Origin of the sequence: Nonomuraea sp. SBT364, assembly GCF_001083785.1 — a bacterium.
Classification (GTDB): Bacteria; Actinomycetota; Actinomycetes; order Streptosporangiales; family Streptosporangiaceae; genus Nonomuraea.
Map to the genome: position 1 here is coordinate 17,673 of NZ_LAVL01000085.1, position 17,654 is coordinate 35,326.

General features: G+C 73.1%; 16 protein-coding genes. 10 read left to right on the forward strand and 6 right to left on the reverse strand.

The features are described 5' to 3' along the window. The first annotated feature begins 104 nt into the window (after positions 1-104). Positions 105-1,532, forward strand: coding sequence for an aldehyde dehydrogenase family protein (locus ADY59_RS29855; protein WP_049568884.1), 1,428 nt, complete (start codon positions 105-107; stop codon positions 1,530-1,532). 30 nt (positions 1,533-1,562) lie between these two features. After that, the gene (locus ADY59_RS29860; protein WP_049568888.1) at positions 1,563-4,151 is read left to right on the forward strand and encodes an NACHT domain-containing protein; all 2,589 of its coding nucleotides are present in this window, start codon (positions 1,563-1,565) and stop codon (positions 4,149-4,151) included. On the opposite strand, the gene ADY59_RS29865 is transcribed toward ADY59_RS29860, so the two are convergent. Both ADY59_RS29865 and ADY59_RS29870 read right to left on the reverse strand, forming a co-directional pair. Beyond that, complete coding sequence (locus ADY59_RS29865) at positions 4,132-5,235, reverse strand: trypsin-like serine peptidase (protein WP_049568891.1); 1,104 nt, start codon at positions 5,233-5,235, stop codon at positions 4,132-4,134. The two genes, ADY59_RS29860 and ADY59_RS29865, sit on opposite strands and share 20 nt — an antisense overlap. A 56-nt stretch (positions 5,236-5,291) precedes the next feature. Further along, a complete protein-coding gene (locus tag ADY59_RS29870) occupies positions 5,292-6,263 on the reverse strand; it encodes a trypsin-like serine peptidase (RefSeq protein ID WP_049568894.1) in 972 nt (323 codons plus the stop codon). Between the two features lie 187 nt (positions 6,264-6,450). On the opposite strand from ADY59_RS29870, the gene dxr reads away from it, so the two are divergent. The 3 genes from dxr to ADY59_RS29885 are packed head-to-tail and all read left to right on the forward strand — an operon-like array spanning position 6,451 to position 9,286. Further along, positions 6,451-7,641, forward strand: coding sequence for a 1-deoxy-D-xylulose-5-phosphate reductoisomerase (gene dxr / locus ADY59_RS29875; RefSeq protein WP_049568896.1), 1,191 nt, complete (start codon positions 6,451-6,453; stop codon positions 7,639-7,641). Positions 7,642-7,682: 41 nt separating this feature from the next. After that, positions 7,683-8,852: a flavodoxin-dependent (E)-4-hydroxy-3-methylbut-2-enyl-diphosphate synthase gene (gene ispG / locus ADY59_RS29880; RefSeq protein ID WP_049568899.1), complete on the forward strand. Its 1,170-nt coding sequence runs from the start codon at positions 7,683-7,685 to the stop codon at positions 8,850-8,852. Further along, entirely contained in the window at positions 8,852-9,286 is a 435-nt protein-coding gene (locus tag ADY59_RS29885) for a cytidine deaminase (RefSeq protein ID WP_049568902.1), read from the forward strand. Before ispG ends, ADY59_RS29885 begins: the two co-directional genes overlap by 1 nt. On the opposite strand, the gene ADY59_RS29890 is transcribed toward ADY59_RS29885, so the two are convergent. Further along, a complete protein-coding gene (locus tag ADY59_RS29890; protein WP_049568905.1) occupies positions 9,281-10,114 on the reverse strand; it encodes a MarR family winged helix-turn-helix transcriptional regulator in 834 nt (277 codons plus the stop codon). The genes ADY59_RS29885 and ADY59_RS29890 overlap by 6 nt on opposite strands. Before the next feature lie 136 nt (positions 10,115-10,250). On the opposite strand from ADY59_RS29890, the gene ADY59_RS29895 reads away from it, so the two are divergent. After that, complete coding sequence (locus tag ADY59_RS29895) at positions 10,251-11,825, forward strand: alpha/beta hydrolase (RefSeq protein WP_063780822.1); 1,575 nt, start codon at positions 10,251-10,253, stop codon at positions 11,823-11,825. A 36-nt stretch (positions 11,826-11,861) separates the two neighbouring features. Further along, positions 11,862-12,704, forward strand: coding sequence for a GNAT family N-acetyltransferase (locus tag ADY59_RS29900; protein WP_049568930.1), 843 nt, complete (start codon positions 11,862-11,864; stop codon positions 12,702-12,704). Here the strand turns inward: ADY59_RS29900 and ADY59_RS29905 are convergent. Next, positions 12,685-12,993 (reverse strand): hypothetical protein, encoded by a 309-nt coding sequence (locus ADY59_RS29905; RefSeq protein WP_049568910.1) that lies wholly within the window; start codon positions 12,991-12,993, stop codon positions 12,685-12,687. The genes ADY59_RS29900 and ADY59_RS29905 overlap by 20 nt on opposite strands. 64 nt (positions 12,994-13,057) lie before the next feature. Here ADY59_RS29905 and ADY59_RS29910 point away from each other — a divergent pair, with 64 nt between their 5' ends. Beyond that, positions 13,058-13,438 (forward strand): FadR/GntR family transcriptional regulator, encoded by a 381-nt coding sequence (locus ADY59_RS29910; RefSeq protein ID WP_049568913.1) that lies wholly within the window; start codon positions 13,058-13,060, stop codon positions 13,436-13,438. Positions 13,439-13,441: 3 nt separating this feature from the next. Here the strand turns inward: ADY59_RS29910 and ADY59_RS29915 are convergent, their stop codons facing one another. Next, positions 13,442-13,819, reverse strand: a complete 378-nt coding sequence (locus ADY59_RS29915) for a DUF3037 domain-containing protein (RefSeq protein ID WP_156325819.1) — start codon at positions 13,817-13,819, stop codon at positions 13,442-13,444. Further along, positions 13,816-14,619, reverse strand: a complete 804-nt coding sequence (locus ADY59_RS29920) for a HipA family kinase (protein WP_049568916.1) — start codon at positions 14,617-14,619, stop codon at positions 13,816-13,818. The genes ADY59_RS29915 and ADY59_RS29920 overlap by 4 nt, the downstream gene beginning before the upstream one ends. Before the next feature lie 172 nt (positions 14,620-14,791). On the opposite strand from ADY59_RS29920, the gene ADY59_RS49060 reads away from it, so the two are divergent. Together ADY59_RS49060 and ADY59_RS29940 are read left to right on the forward strand one after the other, a co-directional pair. Then, positions 14,792-16,270, forward strand: coding sequence for a serine/threonine-protein kinase (locus ADY59_RS49060; RefSeq protein WP_082310514.1), 1,479 nt, complete (start codon positions 14,792-14,794; stop codon positions 16,268-16,270). Positions 16,271-16,501: 231 nt separating this feature from the next. Then, on the forward strand, positions 16,502-17,654 hold a 1,153-nt coding region (locus ADY59_RS29940), incomplete at its 3' end, for a serine/threonine-protein kinase (RefSeq protein ID WP_156325820.1).

The window sequence follows — 17,654 nt, forward strand, 5'->3', positions numbered from 1 at the left end:
CAGTGGGTATACAAGAGGGCTTGTACGTAACGGTGGGGCCAGGCGGGAGTCTTGTGCAGCCTGGTGTAAATCCCCTTCCGTCCGCTTGGCATAACGTCGTGGGTATGGACGTGCGTACCTTCTGGCTCGCCGGACGCCCCGCCACCGGGGACGCCGAGCTGAGCGTGACCAATCCGCTCGACGGGCGCGAGGTCGGCCGGCACTCGGTGCCGACCGGCGAGCAGGTCGAGGAGGCGATCGCGGCCGCGCGCGCGGTGGCCGGGGAGGCGCTGGGCGAGCCGGTGCGCGTGCGCGCGGAGGCGCTGGCGCACGTGTCGCGGCGGCTGGCCGAGCGGGCCGACGAGATCGCCCGTCTGATCACCGCCGAGAACGGCAAGCCGATCTTCTGGGCGCGCGGCGAGGTCGGCCGGGCCGTCTCCACGTTCCGGTTCGCCGCCGAGGAGACCCGGCGCTGGTCGGGCGACGTGCAGCGGCTCGACACCGAGCCTGCCGCGGCCGGGCGGCTGGCGTACGTCTCCCGCGTGCCCAAGGGGCCGGTGCTGGCGATCACGCCGTTCAACTTCCCGCTCAACCTGGTCGCGCACAAGGTCGCGCCCGCCATCGCGGTGGGCGCGCCGGTCATCGTCAAGCCCGCGCCGGCCACGCCGCTGTCGTCGCTGGTGCTCGGCGAGATCCTGGCCGAGACCGACCTGCCCGCCGGCATGTTCTCCGTGCTGCCGATCGAGAACGAGCGCGCCGCCGCGCTGGTCGCCGACCCGAGGCTGCCCGTGGTGTCGTTCACCGGCTCGGCCCCCGTCGGCTACGCCATCGCCGACCAGGTGCCGCGCAAGCACGTGACGCTGGAGCTGGGCGGCAACGCGGCGGCCGTGGTGCTGGCCGACGCCGACCTCGACTGGGCGGCCCGGCGGGTGGCGCTGTTCTCCAACTACCAGGCGGGGCAGAGCTGCATCGCGGTGCAGCGGGTGATCGTCGAGGAGCCGGTGTACGACGCGTTCGTCGAGCGCCTGCTCCCGGCCGTCGGCGAGCTCGTCACGGGCGACCCGGCCGACGAGAAGACGCAGGTCGGCCCGCTGGTCTCGGAGGCCGCGGCGGAGCGGGTCGAGCAGTGGGTGCGCGAGGCCGTCGACGCCGGCGCCCGCGTGCTGGCCGGCGGCACCCGCGAGGGCGCCACGATCGCGCCCACCGTGCTCGCCGACGTGCCGGCCGACGCCAAGGTGTGCCGCGAGGAGGTCTTCGGGCCGGTCATGGTGCTGCAGCGGGCCGCCTCCGTCGACGAGGCGTACGCCATGGTCAACGACTCCGCCTACGGGCTGCAGGCCGGGGTGTTCACCCGGTCGCTGGACGCCGCCTTCCGGGCCAACCGGGAGCTGGAGGTCGGCGGCGTGATCATCGGCGACGTGCCGTCGTACCGGGCCGACCAGATGCCGTACGGCGGCGTCAAGGACTCCGGCATCGGCCGTGAGGGCCTGCGTTCGGCGATGGAAGATCTTACTTACGAGAAAGTGATGGTGTTGGCGGGTATCACCCTCTGACAAACGGCCCATCCAAGGCGGCGATGCTGCATGGGGGACAAGTACCGGTACATCGATGCTGTCCGATTACTCGGCGGCGCTGATCCGGCGCTGGAAGCGCTGGTCAGCACCGGGACAGTCGCGCTCCTGCCCGTCGCGGGGGTGATGGAGGCCCGCGGGGCCCTGGTCAAACTCGGGGCCGAGCTGCTGGGACGCTGGCGCGACTGGCGTCCCGGGAGCACCTGGCGGGCCCGTACCGACCGGTTCGAGGCCGCGCACGCCGTGCTCGTCGTCACCGCCTACATCGAGGCCGTGGAGACGCTCGACCTGCCGTTCGCGCCGGGCGAGCTGCACGGCGGGGAAGGCGGCGGGCGGCACTACTGGGAGCTGGCCGCGCCGCTCTGCCCGGCGCCGCACCGCTCGTTCGAGCAGGCGGTGGCGGCCGTCCGGGGCTACTACCTCGGGCTCGGCCAGCAGTTGCTGGCCCACGTCAGGGAACTGGGGCTGTGGGAGCGGCTCGGCGACCACGACCGGCAGTGGACGGTCGCCGCCTACGGCGACGAGCTGGCCGAGATGGCCGTGCTCCGCTACACCGACCGCTACCGCACGCTGGCCAGGGACGTGCCGGAGTTCGCGTTCTGGGCGGGCATCGCCGACCACCAGCCGAGCCTGCCCGGCATGGCGGAGCTGGAACGGCTCATCTCGCTGGTGGCCTCCGGCGAGACGCTGCCCGGGCGGCCGGGCGTGCTGGACCGGCTGCACCAGGCGGCGCTGGTGCGGCCCATCGCCGAGACCGGCGGCCTGCCGATCGGCCTGCGGCTGCCGACGCTGGCGCAGGCGTACGTGACCCCGCAGTTCAGGGCTGCGGAGATCGCGCCGGGCGACGACCCGAGCGCCGACGCCTGGTGGGAGGGGCACCCGGTCCGCTCCGACCTGCCGGTGTTCCTGGCCGGGTTCCTGACCTCCTCGGCGGCCGCCGAGGCGCCGCTCATCGTGCTGGGTCAGCCTGGCTCGGGCAAGTCGGTGCTGAGCAAGGTGCTGGCCGCCCGCCTGCGGGACGCGCCGTTCCTGCCGATCCGGGTGCCGCTGCGCGAGGTGCAGGCGGGGGCCGGCATCCAGGAACAGATCGAGGAGGCCGTCTACCACCTGAGCGGCGAGCGCCAGGACTGGCCCGCCATCGCCGGGTCGGCGGGCGGCACGCTGCCCGTGGTCATCCTCGACGGGTTCGACGAGCTGCTGCAGGCGACCGGGGTGCGGCAGTCGGACTACCTCATGAAGGTCGCCAGGTTCCAGCACCGGGAGGCCGACGCCGGGCGGGCGGTCGCGGTCGTCGTCACCTCGCGCACCGCCGTGGCCAACCGCGCCGGGCTGCCCGAGGGCACGGTGGTGGCCCGGCTGGAGCCGTTCGAAGCCGACGCCACCCGGCGCTGGCTGGAAGTGTGGAACGCGGTGAACGCCGACTACTTCCCGGCCGCCGGGCTGGAACCGTTCACCGTGGACGTGGCGATGACCCAGCGGCACCTGGCGGGGCAGCCGCTGCTGCTGCTCATGCTGGCCTTCTACGACGCCGACGGCAACGCGCTGCGCCGCGAACCCGGCACGCTGGGGCAGGCCGAGCTGTACGAGCGGCTGATGACCCGCTTCGCCGAACGGGCGCTGGAGAAGCTGCACCCGCGCGAGCAGGTGGGCAGGCTGGCGGAGCTGGAGCTGCTCCGGCTGTCGTTCGTGGCCTCCTCGATGTTCAACCGGGGACGGCAGTGGGCCACCATCGAGGAGGTGGACGCCGACCTGGAGGTGCTGCTGCCGGAGCGGCGGCGCACGCCGGGGCCGGTCAGGCAGCACGGCGGCGGGCACGAGGCGGTGGCCCGGTCCTTCTTCGTGCACCGCGCCCAGGCCGTGCGCGACGACGAGGTGCTGCACACCTTCGAGTTCGTGCACGCGACGTTCGGCGAGTTCCTCATCGCCAGGCTCGTCGCCTCGCTGCTGCGCGAGCTGGTGGCCCAGGAGTCCAGTCTGGTGCTCACCGGGGTGCACGACGGGCTGCTGCGCACGCTGCTGTCGTGGGCGACGCTGTCGTCGCGGCTGCCCGTGGTCTCGTTCCTGCGGGAGCTCGTGGGCGACGCCGACGGGTGGCGGGCGGTGGTGCTGCGGCTGTTCCGGGAGCTGGACGCGCGCGAGGACTCCTCCATCGCCGCCTACCGGCCGTGGATCGCCGGGCCGCAGCGCAGGTACGCCTACTACTCGGCCAACCTCATGGTGCTGGCCCTGGCGTGCACCCCCGAGCTGCGGGCCAGCGAGTTCATGCCCGGCCACGAGGACGTGGTGACCGAGTGGCGCAGCTACGCCCTGCTGTGGCGCTCGCAGTGCGCGCTCGCCGAATGGCAGAGCCTGGTGGACCTGGTGGCGGTGCGCCCGGTCTGGTCGCAGGACGACCTGCGGGAGCTGCACCTGAAGCTGTCACTGCCCGACCTGTGGGAGCCCGCGCCGTTCAGCTGGTCGTGGGCCGGGATGGACAAGCTCCTGACGATCGCCCAGTTGCGCCGTCAGATCATGTTCTCGGCCCTGCCCGACGAGGGCGCGCTGCTCGCCCTCTACGTCGACGACCTGCGCCGCCCGGAGGTCAGGCGCGCTCCGCCGTGAGGAACAGCTTCCTGGCCGTCTCGCCCAGGAACGGGCCGTACATGGTGCGCTGGTCGTTGCTGTACTTGAAGCTGCTCAGCGACGTGATCGTGCCCTTGCCGGTGGCGCTGTCGAAGCCGGACATCCACGGGCCGCCGCTGGAGCCGGCCGTCATGTCGCAGCCGAGGCCCTGGTCGCGGGTGTCGCCGTAGGGGTCGTCGCGCAGCTTGCCGGCGCAGTAGACCAGGTGGCGGCCGTCGTAGGGCGGGTCGGCCGGGTAGCCGAAGCCGAAGGCGTGGCCGCCGCGCTTGGCGTTGAAGGCGATCTCCTGCGCGCCCACCGCGTCGGTCACGTGCTTGCCGCCGGAGGTGGCCAGCGCCACCATGCCCACGTCGTAGCTGTCGTCGGCGCTGCGCGACCACGGTCCGGCCACGAACATGCGGCGCGCGGTCCACTGCCCGTACGGCTTGCGCCCGCCGATGCCGTAGGCGGGGACGAACGTCCAGTTCTGAGCCCAGGCGCCGGTGCCGTCCTTGACGCAGTGGCCGGCGGTGACGACGACGTCGCGGTTGGCGCTGCGCACGGTGCTGGCCGAGCAGACGAAGTCGACGCCGGACATGGTGAGGAAGACCCGGCCGGTGGTCCTGGCCACCGCGCCGCCGACCGCCCACCGGGTGCCGGAGGTGGTGGCCAGCGGGCGTGAGGACTGGTGACGCGCCCGCGGTGCGGCGGCCGGCGACGGGGCGGCCCCGGCGGACGGGAGCTTGACCGGGGCGAGGCGGAGCGAGCCGTTGGCGAGTTGCGGGGCCAGGCCGACCCCCGAGGCGCCGGTGAGGCCGCCCAGCAGGTCGCCGCCCTTGGTGACCAGGCCGAGCAGGCTGATCGGCAACGCCTCGGACATGCGCCGGGGTGTCCAGTAGTCGAGCACGCGGCGCTGGTCGGCGGGGCCGCGGGCGGCCACGTGCTCGATGACGTCGCCGTGCGCCGCCATGGGGACGGCGGCCTGACGGCCGGGGTGCGGCTCGGGGGCGGCGCCGATCAGCGCGGGCCCCAGAAGGCCGGCGACGAGGGGCGCGGCCGCCAGCACGGGGGTGGTCAGCGTCATGCCCCCCGAGTGTGCACCACGAGATGTGTTCTTGTGACTACTTTCGGTAAATTGCTTCAGGTCACGGTGGTGCTCTGCGCCGCCTGGTAGACGGACTGGGCTTCCGTCCCGAAATAGGGGCCGAACATCCAGTTGGGGGCGAAGTTGTATTTGAAACTGTTGACCGAGTTCTGCGTCCCGAGACCGGTCGCCTCGTTGAAATTCAGCATCCACGGGCCGCCGCTCGAACCACCGGTCATGTCGCAGGTCAGTCCGAGGTCCCGGCTCAGCAGGAAGTCGTCGAAGGCCCGGCCGCTGCAGTAGACGAGCTCGGACCCGTCGTACGGCGCGGCGGCCGGGTAGCCGAACGCGTACATCTGCCTGCGCCTGGGCTGGTTGAAGGCGACGCCCTGCCCGCCCACCACGTCCGTCAGCGAGCGTCCCTCCAGGGGCGCGACCACGGCGGCGGCGACGTCGAAGTTGATGTCCTCGCCGGAGTTCCACTCCTGGGTGGTCAGCAGCCGGGTGGCCGCCCAGGTGCCGAACGGCCGCTGTCCCGCGTCGTAGCCGGGGACGAAGACCCAGTTCGTGTGGAAGGCGCCGCCCATCTTCACGCAGTGCCCGGCGGTCAGCACGACGCTCTTGTTGTCGCTGGTCACGGCACTGCCCGAGCAGGATGCGTTGCGCCCCTGGGTGGTGAAGAACACCCGGCCGGTGGCCTTGGTGACCACGCCGTCGCCGGTCCACGGGCGGCCGCCGCTGTTGGGCGCCTGCCGCAACTGCACGCCGGAGGCGCCGGTGGGCGGCGCGGTCCACGGGGTGCCCTTGGTGGGCTCGGCGGCGCTCGTGGCGCGCCCGGCCCTGGGGGCGGCCACGTCGAGCGGCCGGGCTGCGGCCATCCTGGCCGGGGTCCAGTAGTCCAGGACGGCTCGTTGCTCGCCGTCGGAGTCGGCCGCCGCCCGTTGCGCGGGCCGGGGTTCCGCGTGTACGGGCGCGGCCGGGAGCAGGGCGAGCGTGAGGATGGCGAGCAGAGTGACTCTGCGGTGCATTTGTCTACCTCCCGGGACCGGATCTGAGGTTGGAAGGTAACTGCGCAATATCGCGATTTCTCGCCTTATGCGGATTCGGATATGGGGATATTCCGGCATTTATTGACTGGATTACCTGGAGTCACAGCGGTTGCCCACCTGGCCCTCCCGGTGCCCGGGCGCGCCGGGCGGAGGGGAGAATGGACCCGTGCATGAACAGACCCTCCGCTCCGTCGTCGTGCTCGGCTCCACCGGCTCGGTCGGCACGCAGGCCCTCGACGTCATCGCCGCCTGCCCCGGCCGCTTCCGGGTGGCCGCGCTCGCGGCGGGAGGAGGCAAGGTCGACCTGCTCGCCCGGCAGGCCGCCGCGACCGGGGCCGAGGCCGTCGCCGTGGCCGACCCCGCTGCCGTGCCCGCGCTGACGGAGGCGCTGGCCGCGCTCGGCGCCACCCCCGAAGTGCTCGCCGGCCCCGAGGGCGTCGCGGAGGTGGCCGCCCGGCCGTGCGACACCGTGCTCAACGGCATCACCGGCGCCCTCGGCCTGACCTCCACCCTGGTGGCGCTGGAGGCCGGGCGCACACTCGCGCTGGCCAACAAGGAGTCGCTGATCATCGGCGGGCCGCTGGTCAAGCGGCTGGCCAAGCCGGGCCAGATCCTGCCCGTCGACTCCGAGCACTCCGCGCTGCAGCAGTGCCTGTGGGCCTCCGGCCCGCACGGCTACGATCCCGACGCGGTCCGGCAACTGGTCGTCACCGCGAGCGGCGGGCCCTTCCGCGGCCGCGCCCGCGAGGAGCTGGCCGGCGTCACGCCCGAGATGGCGCTGGCGCACCCCACCTGGTCCATGGGCCCGATGATCACCATCAACTCGGCGACCCTGGTCAACAAGGGCCTGGAGGTGATCGAGGCCCACCTGCTGTTCGACATCGGCTTCGACCGCATCGAGGTCGTGGTCCACCCGCAGTCGATCATCCACTCCATGGTGGAGTACGTCGACGGTTCGACCATCGCCCAGGCCAGCCCGCCCGACATGCGGCTGCCGATCGCGCTCGCGCTCGGCCATCCCGACCGCGTCACCGGCGCCGCCGTGCCCGTCGACTGGACCAGGGCGCACACCTGGACCTTCGAGCCGCTCGACGACACCGCCTTCCCCGCCGTCGCGCTGGCCAGGCACGTCGGCGCCGAGGGCGGCACCGCCCCGGCCGTCTACAACGCGGCCAACGAGGCGTGCCTGGAGGCGTTCATCCGGGGCGAGCTGCCGTTCCTGGCGATCGTCGACACCGTGGCCCGCGTCGTCGAGGAGCACGAGGTCACCCCGGCCGGCTCGGTCGAGGAAGTGCTCGCGGCCGACGCCTGGGCGCGGGCCCGTGCGGCGGAGCTCACGGCCGGGCAGTCCCGCTAGCTACCTAAACTGGACAACGTCGTCGACACTCAAGGGTTGAAATGTCTTCTGTAGCACTCGGCATCCCGACGCTCCGCCCCAAGCCGCTCGCCGAACGCCGCCACTCCCGGCAGATCATGGTCGGCAGCGTGCCCGTCGGCGGCGACGCGCCCGTCTCCGTGCAATCGATGACCACCACGGTGACCGCCGACGTCAACGCGACCCTGCAGCAGATCGCCGAGCTCACCGCCTCCGGCTGCCAGATCGTCCGGGTCGCCGTGCCGTCCCAGGACGACGCCGACGCGCTGCCGATCATCGCCAGGAAGTCGCAGATCCCGGTCATCGCCGACATCCACTTCCAGCCCAAGTACGTCTTCGCCGCCATCGAGGCGGGCTGCGCGGCCGTGCGCGTCAACCCGGGCAACATCAAGAAGTTCGACGACAAGGTCGGCGAGATCGCCAAGGCGGCGGCCGAGCACGGCGTGCCCATCCGCATCGGCGTCAACGCCGGCTCCCTCGACCCCCGGCTGCTGCAGAAGTACGGCAAGGCCACGCCCGAGGCGCTGGTCGAGTCGGCGCTGTGGGAGTGCTCGCTGTTCGAGGAGCACGGCTTCCGCGACATCAAGATCTCCGTCAAGCACAACGACCCGGTCGTCATGATCAACGCCTACCGGCTGCTCGCGGCCAAGTGCGACTACCCGCTGCACCTGGGCGTCACCGAGGCCGGTCCGGCCTTCCAGGGCACGATCAAGTCCGCCGTGGCGTTCGGCGCGCTGCTGGCCGAGGGCATCGGCGACACCATCCGCGTCTCGCTGTCGGCCCCGCCGGTGGAGGAGGTCAAGGTCGGCAACCAGATCCTGGAGTCGCTCGGGCTGCGCGAGCGCGGGCTGGAGATCGTCTCCTGCCCGTCGTGCGGCCGCGCCCAGGTCGACGTCTACACGCTGGCGGAGCAGGTCCAGGCCGGGCTGGAGGGCCTGAAGGTGCCGCTGCGGGTCGCGGTGATGGGCTGCGTCGTCAACGGCCCCGGCGAGGCCCGTGAGGCCGACCTGGGCGTCGCCTCGGGCAACGGCAAGGGCCAGATCTTCGTCAAGGGCGAGGTCATCAAGACCGTGCCGGAGTCGCAGATCGTCGAGACCCTGATCGAGGAGGCCCTGCGCCTGGCCGAGGAGATGGGCGTCGAGGTCGACCTGGACGACGACGAGACCTCGGCCGTCCAGGTGACCGTCAGCTGATGCGGCTCGATCAGAAGCTCGTCGACGCGGCGATCGCGCAGCTCGAACGGCGCTGGCCGGCCGACGAGCCGGGCGGGGCCGCCGCCGTCTACCTCGATGACGGCCGCATCCTCACCAGCGTCGGGCTCGACAACCTCAACGGCGGCGTGTCCCTGTGCCACGAGACCGGCGCCCTGTGCCAGGCCTACACGATCGACGCGCAGGTCACGGCCTCCGTCTGCGTCTTCAGGGAGGACGGCCGCCTGCTCGTGCTGCCGCCCTGCGGCATCTGCCAGGAGCGCCTGGCGCTGTGGGGGCCCGAGGTGGAGGTCGGCGTGCCCGACGGGGCCGGCGGCTGGCGTGCTCTCGCGCTGCGCGAGGTCAACCCGCACTACTGGGGGCCGCAGTTCACCGCCGACGGCTCCTGGCCCGCCAAGGAGCTGCACACCTCATGAGGTGAGGAGCTTGCCGAGCAGCGCTCGCAGTTCCTCCGTCGCGTCCGCGCCGAGGAGGGCGCGGATGTCCTCGCGCAGCCGCGCCGCCGTCTCGCGCACCAGCACGAGTCGCTCGCGGCCGAGGTCGGTGAGCTCCAGCGCGTAGCGGCGGCGGTCGTGCGGGTCCTGGCCCCGGGCCACCAGACCGAGCCGGACCAGCTCGTCGACGATCTGGGCGGCCGTCGGCTCGGTCATGTGCATACGCTCCGCGAGCGTCTGCTGGGGACAGGGGCCGAGCTCCCCGACGATGGCGAGCGAGCCGAAGTGCCGGACGCGCAGGCCCGTGCCGGCCAGCAGCGCGTCACCCATGCGCCGCAGCCGATAGTGCGCCTGCGCGACCAGGTGGGCGGTGGTCCGCAACGGCTCCCGCTCAGGGAGCAGCAGGCTCAGGAGCTCGTTGAGCCGCCGCCGCTCGGCCGGGGTCAGCGCGGCGGTGATCCGCGCGTCGCGCCGGGCCACCGCCTGCCGCATGCCGTCACGGGCCGCCCGCCCCTCCGGGGTGATCGACAGCACGTACGAGCGCCGGTTGGCGGGACTGCGGGTACGGGTCACGTACCCGGACTCCTGGAGCCGGTCGATCAGGCCGACCATGATCGTCCTGTTGATGCCGAGCCGTCCGGCCAGCTCGTGCTGGGAGCCGGCGTCCTGGTCGGCGAGCGTGTCGAGGAGCACGTAGTCGCGCGAGGGCGGGCCGTCGCGCAGCGCCTCGGCGGTGAAACGGGCGTAGACCCTGCGCAGCAGCGCTCCGACGGATCCGCGCAGCGTCTCCGAGAGAGTCCCTTCCTCCAACGATCACACCTCCGGGCGGGCAGCATACGCGGCCATGGGGTGATTACGGGATGGCAAGCATTTCGCCATACCGACCGTCACCGGACGACTACGTACGGGAGCATTCCCTTCGCCTATGGAAGTGGGGAGGGACCGGGTGAAGCGGGTCGTTGCGTTGGTGGCCGGTGCGGTGACGCTGGTCGTGGGGGTGGCGCCGGTCGCGGTGACCGCCGAGGTTCGGCAGGTCGCCGCCGAGAGGGTGAAGTGGGGGGCATGCCCGGCGGCGGAGAAGAAGACGGTCACGGCGGCCGCGATGGAGTGCGGCACCGTACGGGTGCCGCTCGACTACCGGGAGCCGTGGGGGCAGGCGATCCGGCTGTCGATCAACCGGATCAAGGCCAAGGTGCCGCGTGACGGCAACCACCTGGGCACCCTGCTCGTCAACCCGGGCGGGCCGGGGGCGTCCGGGCGGACGCTGGCGCAGTACGTCTCGGCGGCGCTGCCGGCGGATCTGCGCGACCGCTACGACGTCGTCGGGTTCGACCCGCGCGGGGTCGGGGCCAGCCGGCCCGCGATGCGCTGCGTCGACCCGGAGAGCTACTTCCGGGCGCCGCGCCCCGACGCGGTGCCCCGCAGCACCGCCGAGGAGAACGTGCTGCTCGGCCGGGCGGCCGACTACGCCAACCGGTGCGGCAACTTCTGGTCGTGGCTGCTGCCGCACATGACCACCGAGAACGTGGCCAGGGACCTCGACGCCATCCGCGCCGCCCTCGGCGAGCAGCAGATCAGCTACCTCGGATACTCCTACGGCACCTACATCGGGGCCGTGTACGCCACGCTGTTCCCCAGCAGGGTCAAGCGGCTCGTCATGGACAGCTCGGTCGACCCCGACGGCGTCTGGTACGACAACAACCTGGCGCAGGACCGCGCCTTCCAGCGCAGGCACAGCGCCTTCCTCGACTGGACGGCCCGGCACAACTCCGTCTACCGGCTGGGCCGCACCGCCCGGCAGACCGGGTTCGCCTGGAACGCGATGCGGGCGCGGCTGCGCGACCAGCCGGCCGGCGGCATGGTGGGCGCCAGCGAGCTCGACGACACCTTCACCGTGGGCGGCTACAGCGACCGCGTGTGGCCCGAACTCGCCGCCGCCTGGTCCGCCTACGTGCGCAAGGGCGACGTCAAGCCGCTGGTCGCCGTCTACGGCAAGCACGGCAAGAACGACGCCGCCGACGAGAACGGCTACGCCGTCTATCTGGCCGTCCAGTGCCGCGACGCCGCCTGGCCGCGGGACTGGGCCAGGTGGCGGACCGACATGACCCGGATGCACCGCCAGGCGCCCTTCCTGACCTGGCCGAACACCTGGTTCAACGCGCCGTGCAAGTTCTGGCCGGTGTCCGGCGGCACGCCCGTCAAGGTACGCGGCTCCTGGCGGCTGCCGCCGATCCTGATGATCCAGTCGCGTGACGACGCGGCCACGCCGTACGCGGGCGCGCAGTCCATGCGGCAGCACTTCCCGACCGCCCGCATGGTCGTCGACACCGGCGGCAACCACGGGGTCGCCCTCGGCGGCAACCAGTGCGTCGATCGGCACCTGGCCGCGTACCTGACCGACGGCACCGTCCCGGCCGACGGGACCACCTGTGAGGCGCTCCCGGCGCCCCGGCCGGCGGCCCACATGGTGTCAGGTGGGACGGCAGGTCACGAAAGGCTCACCGAGGTGCTGTCCAGATGAGCTAATCCAGGGGTGTTCGCGTAGTCTGACCATGTGATGCTGCGTACATCGGCGTCGCGTGTCCTCGACGACAGCGACCGGGACGAGGTGCTGGCACTGCTCGACACCGACCCGGTCGCGAACGTCTTCGTCGCCTCCCGGGTGCGCAGCGTCGGGCTGAACCCGGCACGGCTGGGCGGGCAGATGTGGGGCTACGGGCCGCGCGGCTCCATCGCCGCGCTCTGCTACGCGGGCGCCAACCTGGTGCCCGTCGGCGCCGGGCCCGAGGCGGTGCACGCGTTCGCCGACCGGGCGCGCAAGCAGGGACGGCGCTGCTCGTCCATCGTGGGCCCGGTCGACGCGGTGTCGCTGCTGTGGGAGCGGCTGGAGCCGCACTGGGGCCCGGCCCGGGCGATCCGCTGGGCCCAGCCCGTCATGGCCACCTCGCGCCGGCCGGCCGTGCTCTCCGACCCGCAGGTGCGGCGGGTGCGCCCCGACGAGTTCGACACGCTGCTGCCGGCGTGCGTGGCGATGTTCACCGAAGAGGTGGGCATCTCGCCCAACCTGGGCGACGGCGGTGCCCTCTACCGCACCCGGGTGGCCGAGCTGATCCGCATCGGCCGCTCGTACGCCCGCATCGAGAACGGGCGGGTGGCCTTCAAGGCCGAGATCGGCGCGGTCACCCCGCAGGCGTGCCAGATCCAGGGCGTGTGGGTGCACCCCGAGCTGCGCGGGCGCGGCTACGCGGTGTCGGGCATGGCGGCCGTCGTCGAGGCCTCGCTCGCCTGCTTCGCGCCCGTCGTCTCGCTGTACGTCAACGACTTCAACCACGCGGCGCGGGCCGTCTACCGCAAGGTCGGGTTCCGCGAGGTCGACACGTTCATGTCCGTGCTGTTCTGAGCCGGGCGGCCGTCTCCTCGACGAGCTGGGTGAGGATCGAGGCGTAGCCGGGGTGCTCGTCGAGCAGTTCGTCCAGCCGTGCCCGCCAGGCGCCCGATTCGAGCAGCGGCGTCGCCTTCCGCCCGTCGGCGTGCAGCCGCAGCCGTGTCTCGGCCAGCTGGAGCTCGTACATCACGCCGAGATAGTGGCCGATCGCCTCGCTGAGCCACCAGTAGGTTTCCGTGCCGGCCGCGGCGACGAAGACGCGCGCGCCCTCCCAGGCCACCCGCCGGGGATGCAGGACCGCCATAAAGGGGATGCTACGCCTCGTCTCAGGATACGAGAATGTTCTTCTGCCGAGGGAAGGGAAGGTCGTGCCGGAGCCGAGAGCGGTGTGGAAGGTGGGCGTGGACGTCTACGCCACCGAGGAGCAGGCCAGGGATCTCCAGAAGCGGATCGAGCTGCTGCTCTGCCCCGAACCGGAGCACTCCGCGCCCTGCCCGGTCCCGTGGTCGTCGTGGCGTCACCCGGACGGCGGCCAGGGCGGGCTCGCCGAGCAGTACGTGCTGGAGCGGCTGCGCGAGCGGGTCCTGGAGGGCGGCGAGACGCGGCTGCCGTCGCGCGACAGCCTGCGGGAGGCGTTCGGGGTCAGCCGGAGCGTCGTGCGGGGCGCGATCCGCAAGCTGGAGGAGGCGGGGCTGGTCGAGACCGTCAGGGGGCGCGGCACGTTCGTGGTGCGACGGCCCGCGGACTGACGGTCAGAGGCGGACCAGCTTGCCGAACAGGCGGTCGAGCTCGGCCTCGGGATCGCCGGTGAGCCCGGCGTGGACCGGGCCGGTCTGGACGATCGTGCTGCGCGGCGCGGTCAGCCAGCGGAACCGGCCGCCCAGCGGCTCGCGCGCCAGCGGGCCCGGCTCCTCGCCGCAGGCCCGCTCGTACGCGCCCAGCGCCTGCTCGACGCAGCCCACGTCGGCGTCCGGGTCGAGCGCGCGCAGGCGGGCCGCGTCGAGCTCGACGCGGGCGCACAGGTAGGCGCGCGGCTGGCAGTAGAGGAGCACGCCGGCGTTGATCTGCTCGCCGCGCTCCACCCTCGGGATCACCCGGATGATCGCGTACTCGTAGACATCCCTGGTCACGCGCGGCCTCCCCGCCAGAACTCGCCGACCGACCCGGGGCCCGGGCGGGCCTGGGCGGGCTCGCCGCGCACCAGCCAGGCGCGCGGGCCGTGTGCGCGCCGCAGCAGGTGCTCGACGTAGGCGTCGCGGACGGCCTGCGCGGACGTGAACCCGGGCTCGTCGTCGAGCCACTCGGCGGGCACCAGGGCGGTCACCGCTTCGAGCAGGTTGCGGGTGACGCGCTCGGCCAGGGCGACCCGGCCGAGGTCGCCCGCGAACGGCGCCAGCACGTGGTCACCCGCGTCGAACGGGCGTTGCGGGTCGGCGGTCTTCCAGTTGTGGTGGAACCAGAGCGCCGCGCCGTGGTCGATGAGCCAGATGTCGCGGTGCCAGAGCAGCAGGTTGGGGTTGCGCCAGCTCCGGTCGATGTTGTGGATCAGGCCGTCGAACCAGATCAGGTCGGCCGCGAAGGCCGGATCGGGCTGCCAGGCGAGCGGCTCGTAGCCGAGCGCGCCCGGCAGGAAGTCGACCGCCAGGTTGCGGCCGGTGCTGGCCTGGAGCAGATCCTGCACCTCCTCGTCCGGCTCGCGGACGCCGAGCTGCGGGTCGAGGTCGATGATCTTCAGCTCGGGGGTGCGGAAGCCCAGCCGGCGGGCCAGCTCACCGGCGATGATCTCGGCGACGAGCACCCGCCGGCCCTGCCCTGCTTCACGAAATTTCACGACATAGGTGCCGAGGTCGTCGGCCTCCACCACCCCGGGCAGCGAGCCGCCCTCGCGCAGCGGCGTCACGTAACGCGTCGCCGCGATCTCTTCCAGCACGCCCCCGAGGCTATCGCGCCGGCCCGGGTCGCCCGGACGGCCCGAACGGTCGCCACCGCCACCGCCGCCACCACCGCCATCGCCATCGCCGGCGCCGGGCGGCTTGGGCGGCGTTCGGGGAGAGTGAGGGGAGTACGCCTGCCTTATATGGTCCCTGTCATAATGGCGGGCTATGTCCGAGCTCCGTGCCGATGATCCGCGCCAGCTGGGCGCGTACCGGCTGTCCGGGCGGCTCGGCCAGGGCGGCCAGGGCGTCGTCTACCTCGGCCACGCCGATGACGGCGCCAAGGTGGCGGTCAAGCTGCTGCACGCCAGCCTGTCGGCCGACCCGGTGGTGCGCCGCCGGTTCCTGGCGGAGGTCGAGGCCCTGCGGCGGGTCGCGCCGTTCTGCACCGCGCAGCTCCTCGACGCCGACCTCGAAGGCGACCGGCCCTACCTCGTCAGCGAGTACGTCGACGGCGTCTCCCTGGGCGAGCACGTCCTCGCCGCCGGGCCGCGCGCCGGCGGCTCCCTGCACCGCCTGGCCATCGGTACCGCCACCGCCCTGGGGGCCATCCACCGCGCGGGAGTCGTGCACCGCGACTTCAAGCCCGGCAACGTGCTGCTCAGCCTCGACGGACCGAGGGTGATCGACTTCGGCGTCTCGCGGCTGGCGGACGGCACGGCCACCACGGGCATCATCCCCATGGGCACGCCCGCGTACCTGTCGCCCGAGCGCATCGAGGGCCTGCCCGCCGGGCCCGCCGCCGACCTGTACGCGTGGGGGCTGACCGTCGCCTACACCGCGACCGGCCGCCACGCCTTCGCCGGCGGGACGCACCAGGAGGTGCTGGCCAGGATTCTGTACGGGCGGCCCGACCTGGGATCGTTGTCCGGGCGGCTGCGCGGGATCGTCGACGCCTGCCTGGCGCCCGACCCCGCCGACCGGCCCGACGCCGAGGAGGTGCTGCGGCTGTTGCTCGGCCAGGACATGGCGGGCGACGTCCTCACCTCGGGGGCGATGGCCGCCGTCGACACCACCGGCGACACGGGCGCGGCCGCGGAACCCGCCGTCAAGACCCTCGCATGGCGCATGCCCGACACGACGGGCCCGACGACAGACCCGGCGACAGACCCGGCGGCAGACCCGGCGACGGGCCCGCAAACGACCGATCCGCGGGCGGAGCGCGCTGGCGGCGCTGGTGGATCCGACGGCGCCGCTGGTGGGGGCCGAGGTCTCGGGTTCCGGAAAGGCCGTGGGGGAGCGGGTCGCCGTGTCCGGGGGCGCCGCCTCCGCCGGGGGCTTCCCGGCCGTGGGGACCGGCGGCTCCGGCGTCCGGTCCCGGGTGTCGGGCGAGGTCCCGGTGACCGTTCCCCGCGAAGGGGACCGGGCGCCGGGGCGGCGCCGGCTGCGGTGGGTGATCGGCTTGGGCGCCCTGCTGGTCTCGGCCGCCGCGGGGGTGACGTACTGGATGGGGTTGAGCGGCGGGACCGCCGTGGAGGGGGTCTGGACCGGGTCGGCGCGCCACCCGGCGGCCGACCGGGTGTTCCCGGTGGAGATCCGGCTGGACGGCGAGTCACGCATGCGCTGGGGTGCGGACCTGCACTGCTCGGGCGACCTCAGCCCGACGGCGCGCGGCCTGGTCTTCACGCTGGGCGACGTCGCCGGTAAGGAGTGCCATCCCGGTACCCTCCACCTGCTGCCCACCGCCGATGCCAACCAGATGGGCATCTCCGTCATCCGTCAGGGACAGCATGATGTGACCTATTCGGGCAGGGTCTCGCGCAGCTCCTGACCTGGAGTGTCACGGTCGGGTGGCGATGGCGCGGTCACCGTTGACTCCCCGCCACCGGTTGCCTTCAGTGGAAGGGAGACAGGGGTGGCGGCGAGGGGAGGCTACCCGTGCCGACGGCGCAGCCCCTCCGAACGGGGGACCCGCGCACACTCGGCTCCTACCAGCTGGCCGGGAGGCTGGGCGAGGGCGGCCAGGGTGTGGTGTACCTCGGGACGAGGGACGACGACACCTACGCGGTCAAGCTGCTGCACGGTCCCGTGGGGGACGAGCGGGCGGCGTTCCTGCGGGAGGTGGAGCTGGCCAAGCACGTGGCCAGGTTCTGTACGGCCCAGGTGGTCGAGGCCGGGTTCGACGAGGGCAGGGCGTACATCGTCAGCGAGTACGTCGACGGGCCGTCGCTGGCCCGCGAGGTCATGCTCACCGGTCCGCGGCGCGGCGGGGCGCTGGAACGGCTCGCGGTCGGCACCGCCACGGCGATCGCCGCCATCCACCGGGCGGGCATCGTGCACCGCGACTTCAAGCCGCAGAACGTGCTCCTGGGCTCCGACGGTCCCCGCGTCATCGACTTCGGTCTGGCCAGGGCGCTCGACGCGGCCGCCACCGTGAGCGGGCGGGGTGTCGGCACGCCCGCGTACATGGCGCCCGAGCAGATCACCGCGTTGGCGGTCACGGGGGCGGCGGACGTGTTCTCGTGGGGGGCGACGATGTGCTTCGCCGCCAACGGCGCCGCGCCCTTCGGGCAGGACTCCGTGGCGCCGGTGCTGCATCGCATCCTCACCGCCCCGCCCGCGCTCGGGCTGCTCGACGGGCAGCTCCGTGACCTCGTGGTGGCCTGTCTCGACAAGGACGCGCGTAACCGGCCCACCAGCAGGGACCTCCTGCTCGCGCTGCTGGGGCACTCCGGCGGGCTGCCCGCCGACGTCCTCAGCTCGCCGCCGCCGCACATCCTCCGCGGGCCCGGCCCCGCTGCGGGCGGCGCGGTTCCGGCCCCCCGGGCGGACGTCTCGGGCGGGGGAGCGGACGGCGGGGCGCCCCGCACCCCCGTCGCGGAGCCGGAGGAGACCGGGGCGGCGCTCGGCTACCGCTTACCCGCGGCCTCCGGGGCCGACGACGCCGGGCGTACGGACGCTTCCGGGGCCGCTCACGGTACCGCTTCCGGGCCCGCCTGCGGCGCCGGGCAGGACACGGTGCCTCCCGGCAGCCGCCCGGTCGCCGGGACCGGAGCGCTCACCGGCGGAGGGCTCCGGACCGGGTGGGCTG

Excerpts from the sequence above, each read along its gene's own strand:
- ADY59_RS29855 (WP_049568884.1), top strand. The coding sequence starts at position 105 with ATGGACGTGCGTACCTTCTGGCTCGCCGGACGCCCCGCCACCGGGGAC.
- ADY59_RS29860 (WP_049568888.1), top strand. The coding sequence starts at position 1,563 with ATGGGGGACAAGTACCGGTACATCGATGCTGTCCGATTACTCGGCGGC.
- ADY59_RS29865 (WP_049568891.1), bottom strand. The coding sequence starts at position 5,235 with ATGACGCTGACCACCCCCGTGCTGGCGGCCGCGCCCCTCGTCGCCGGC.
- ADY59_RS29870 (WP_049568894.1), bottom strand. The coding sequence starts at position 6,263 with ATGCACCGCAGAGTCACTCTGCTCGCCATCCTCACGCTCGCCCTGCTC.
- ispG (WP_049568899.1), top strand. The coding sequence starts at position 7,683 with ATGTCTTCTGTAGCACTCGGCATCCCGACGCTCCGCCCCAAGCCGCTC.
- ADY59_RS29885 (WP_049568902.1), top strand. The coding sequence starts at position 8,852 with ATGCGGCTCGATCAGAAGCTCGTCGACGCGGCGATCGCGCAGCTCGAA.
- ADY59_RS29900 (WP_049568930.1), top strand. The coding sequence starts at position 11,862 with ATGCTGCGTACATCGGCGTCGCGTGTCCTCGACGACAGCGACCGGGAC.
- ADY59_RS29905 (WP_049568910.1), bottom strand. The coding sequence starts at position 12,993 with ATGGCGGTCCTGCATCCCCGGCGGGTGGCCTGGGAGGGCGCGCGCGTC.
- ADY59_RS49060 (WP_082310514.1), top strand. The coding sequence starts at position 14,792 with ATGTCCGAGCTCCGTGCCGATGATCCGCGCCAGCTGGGCGCGTACCGG.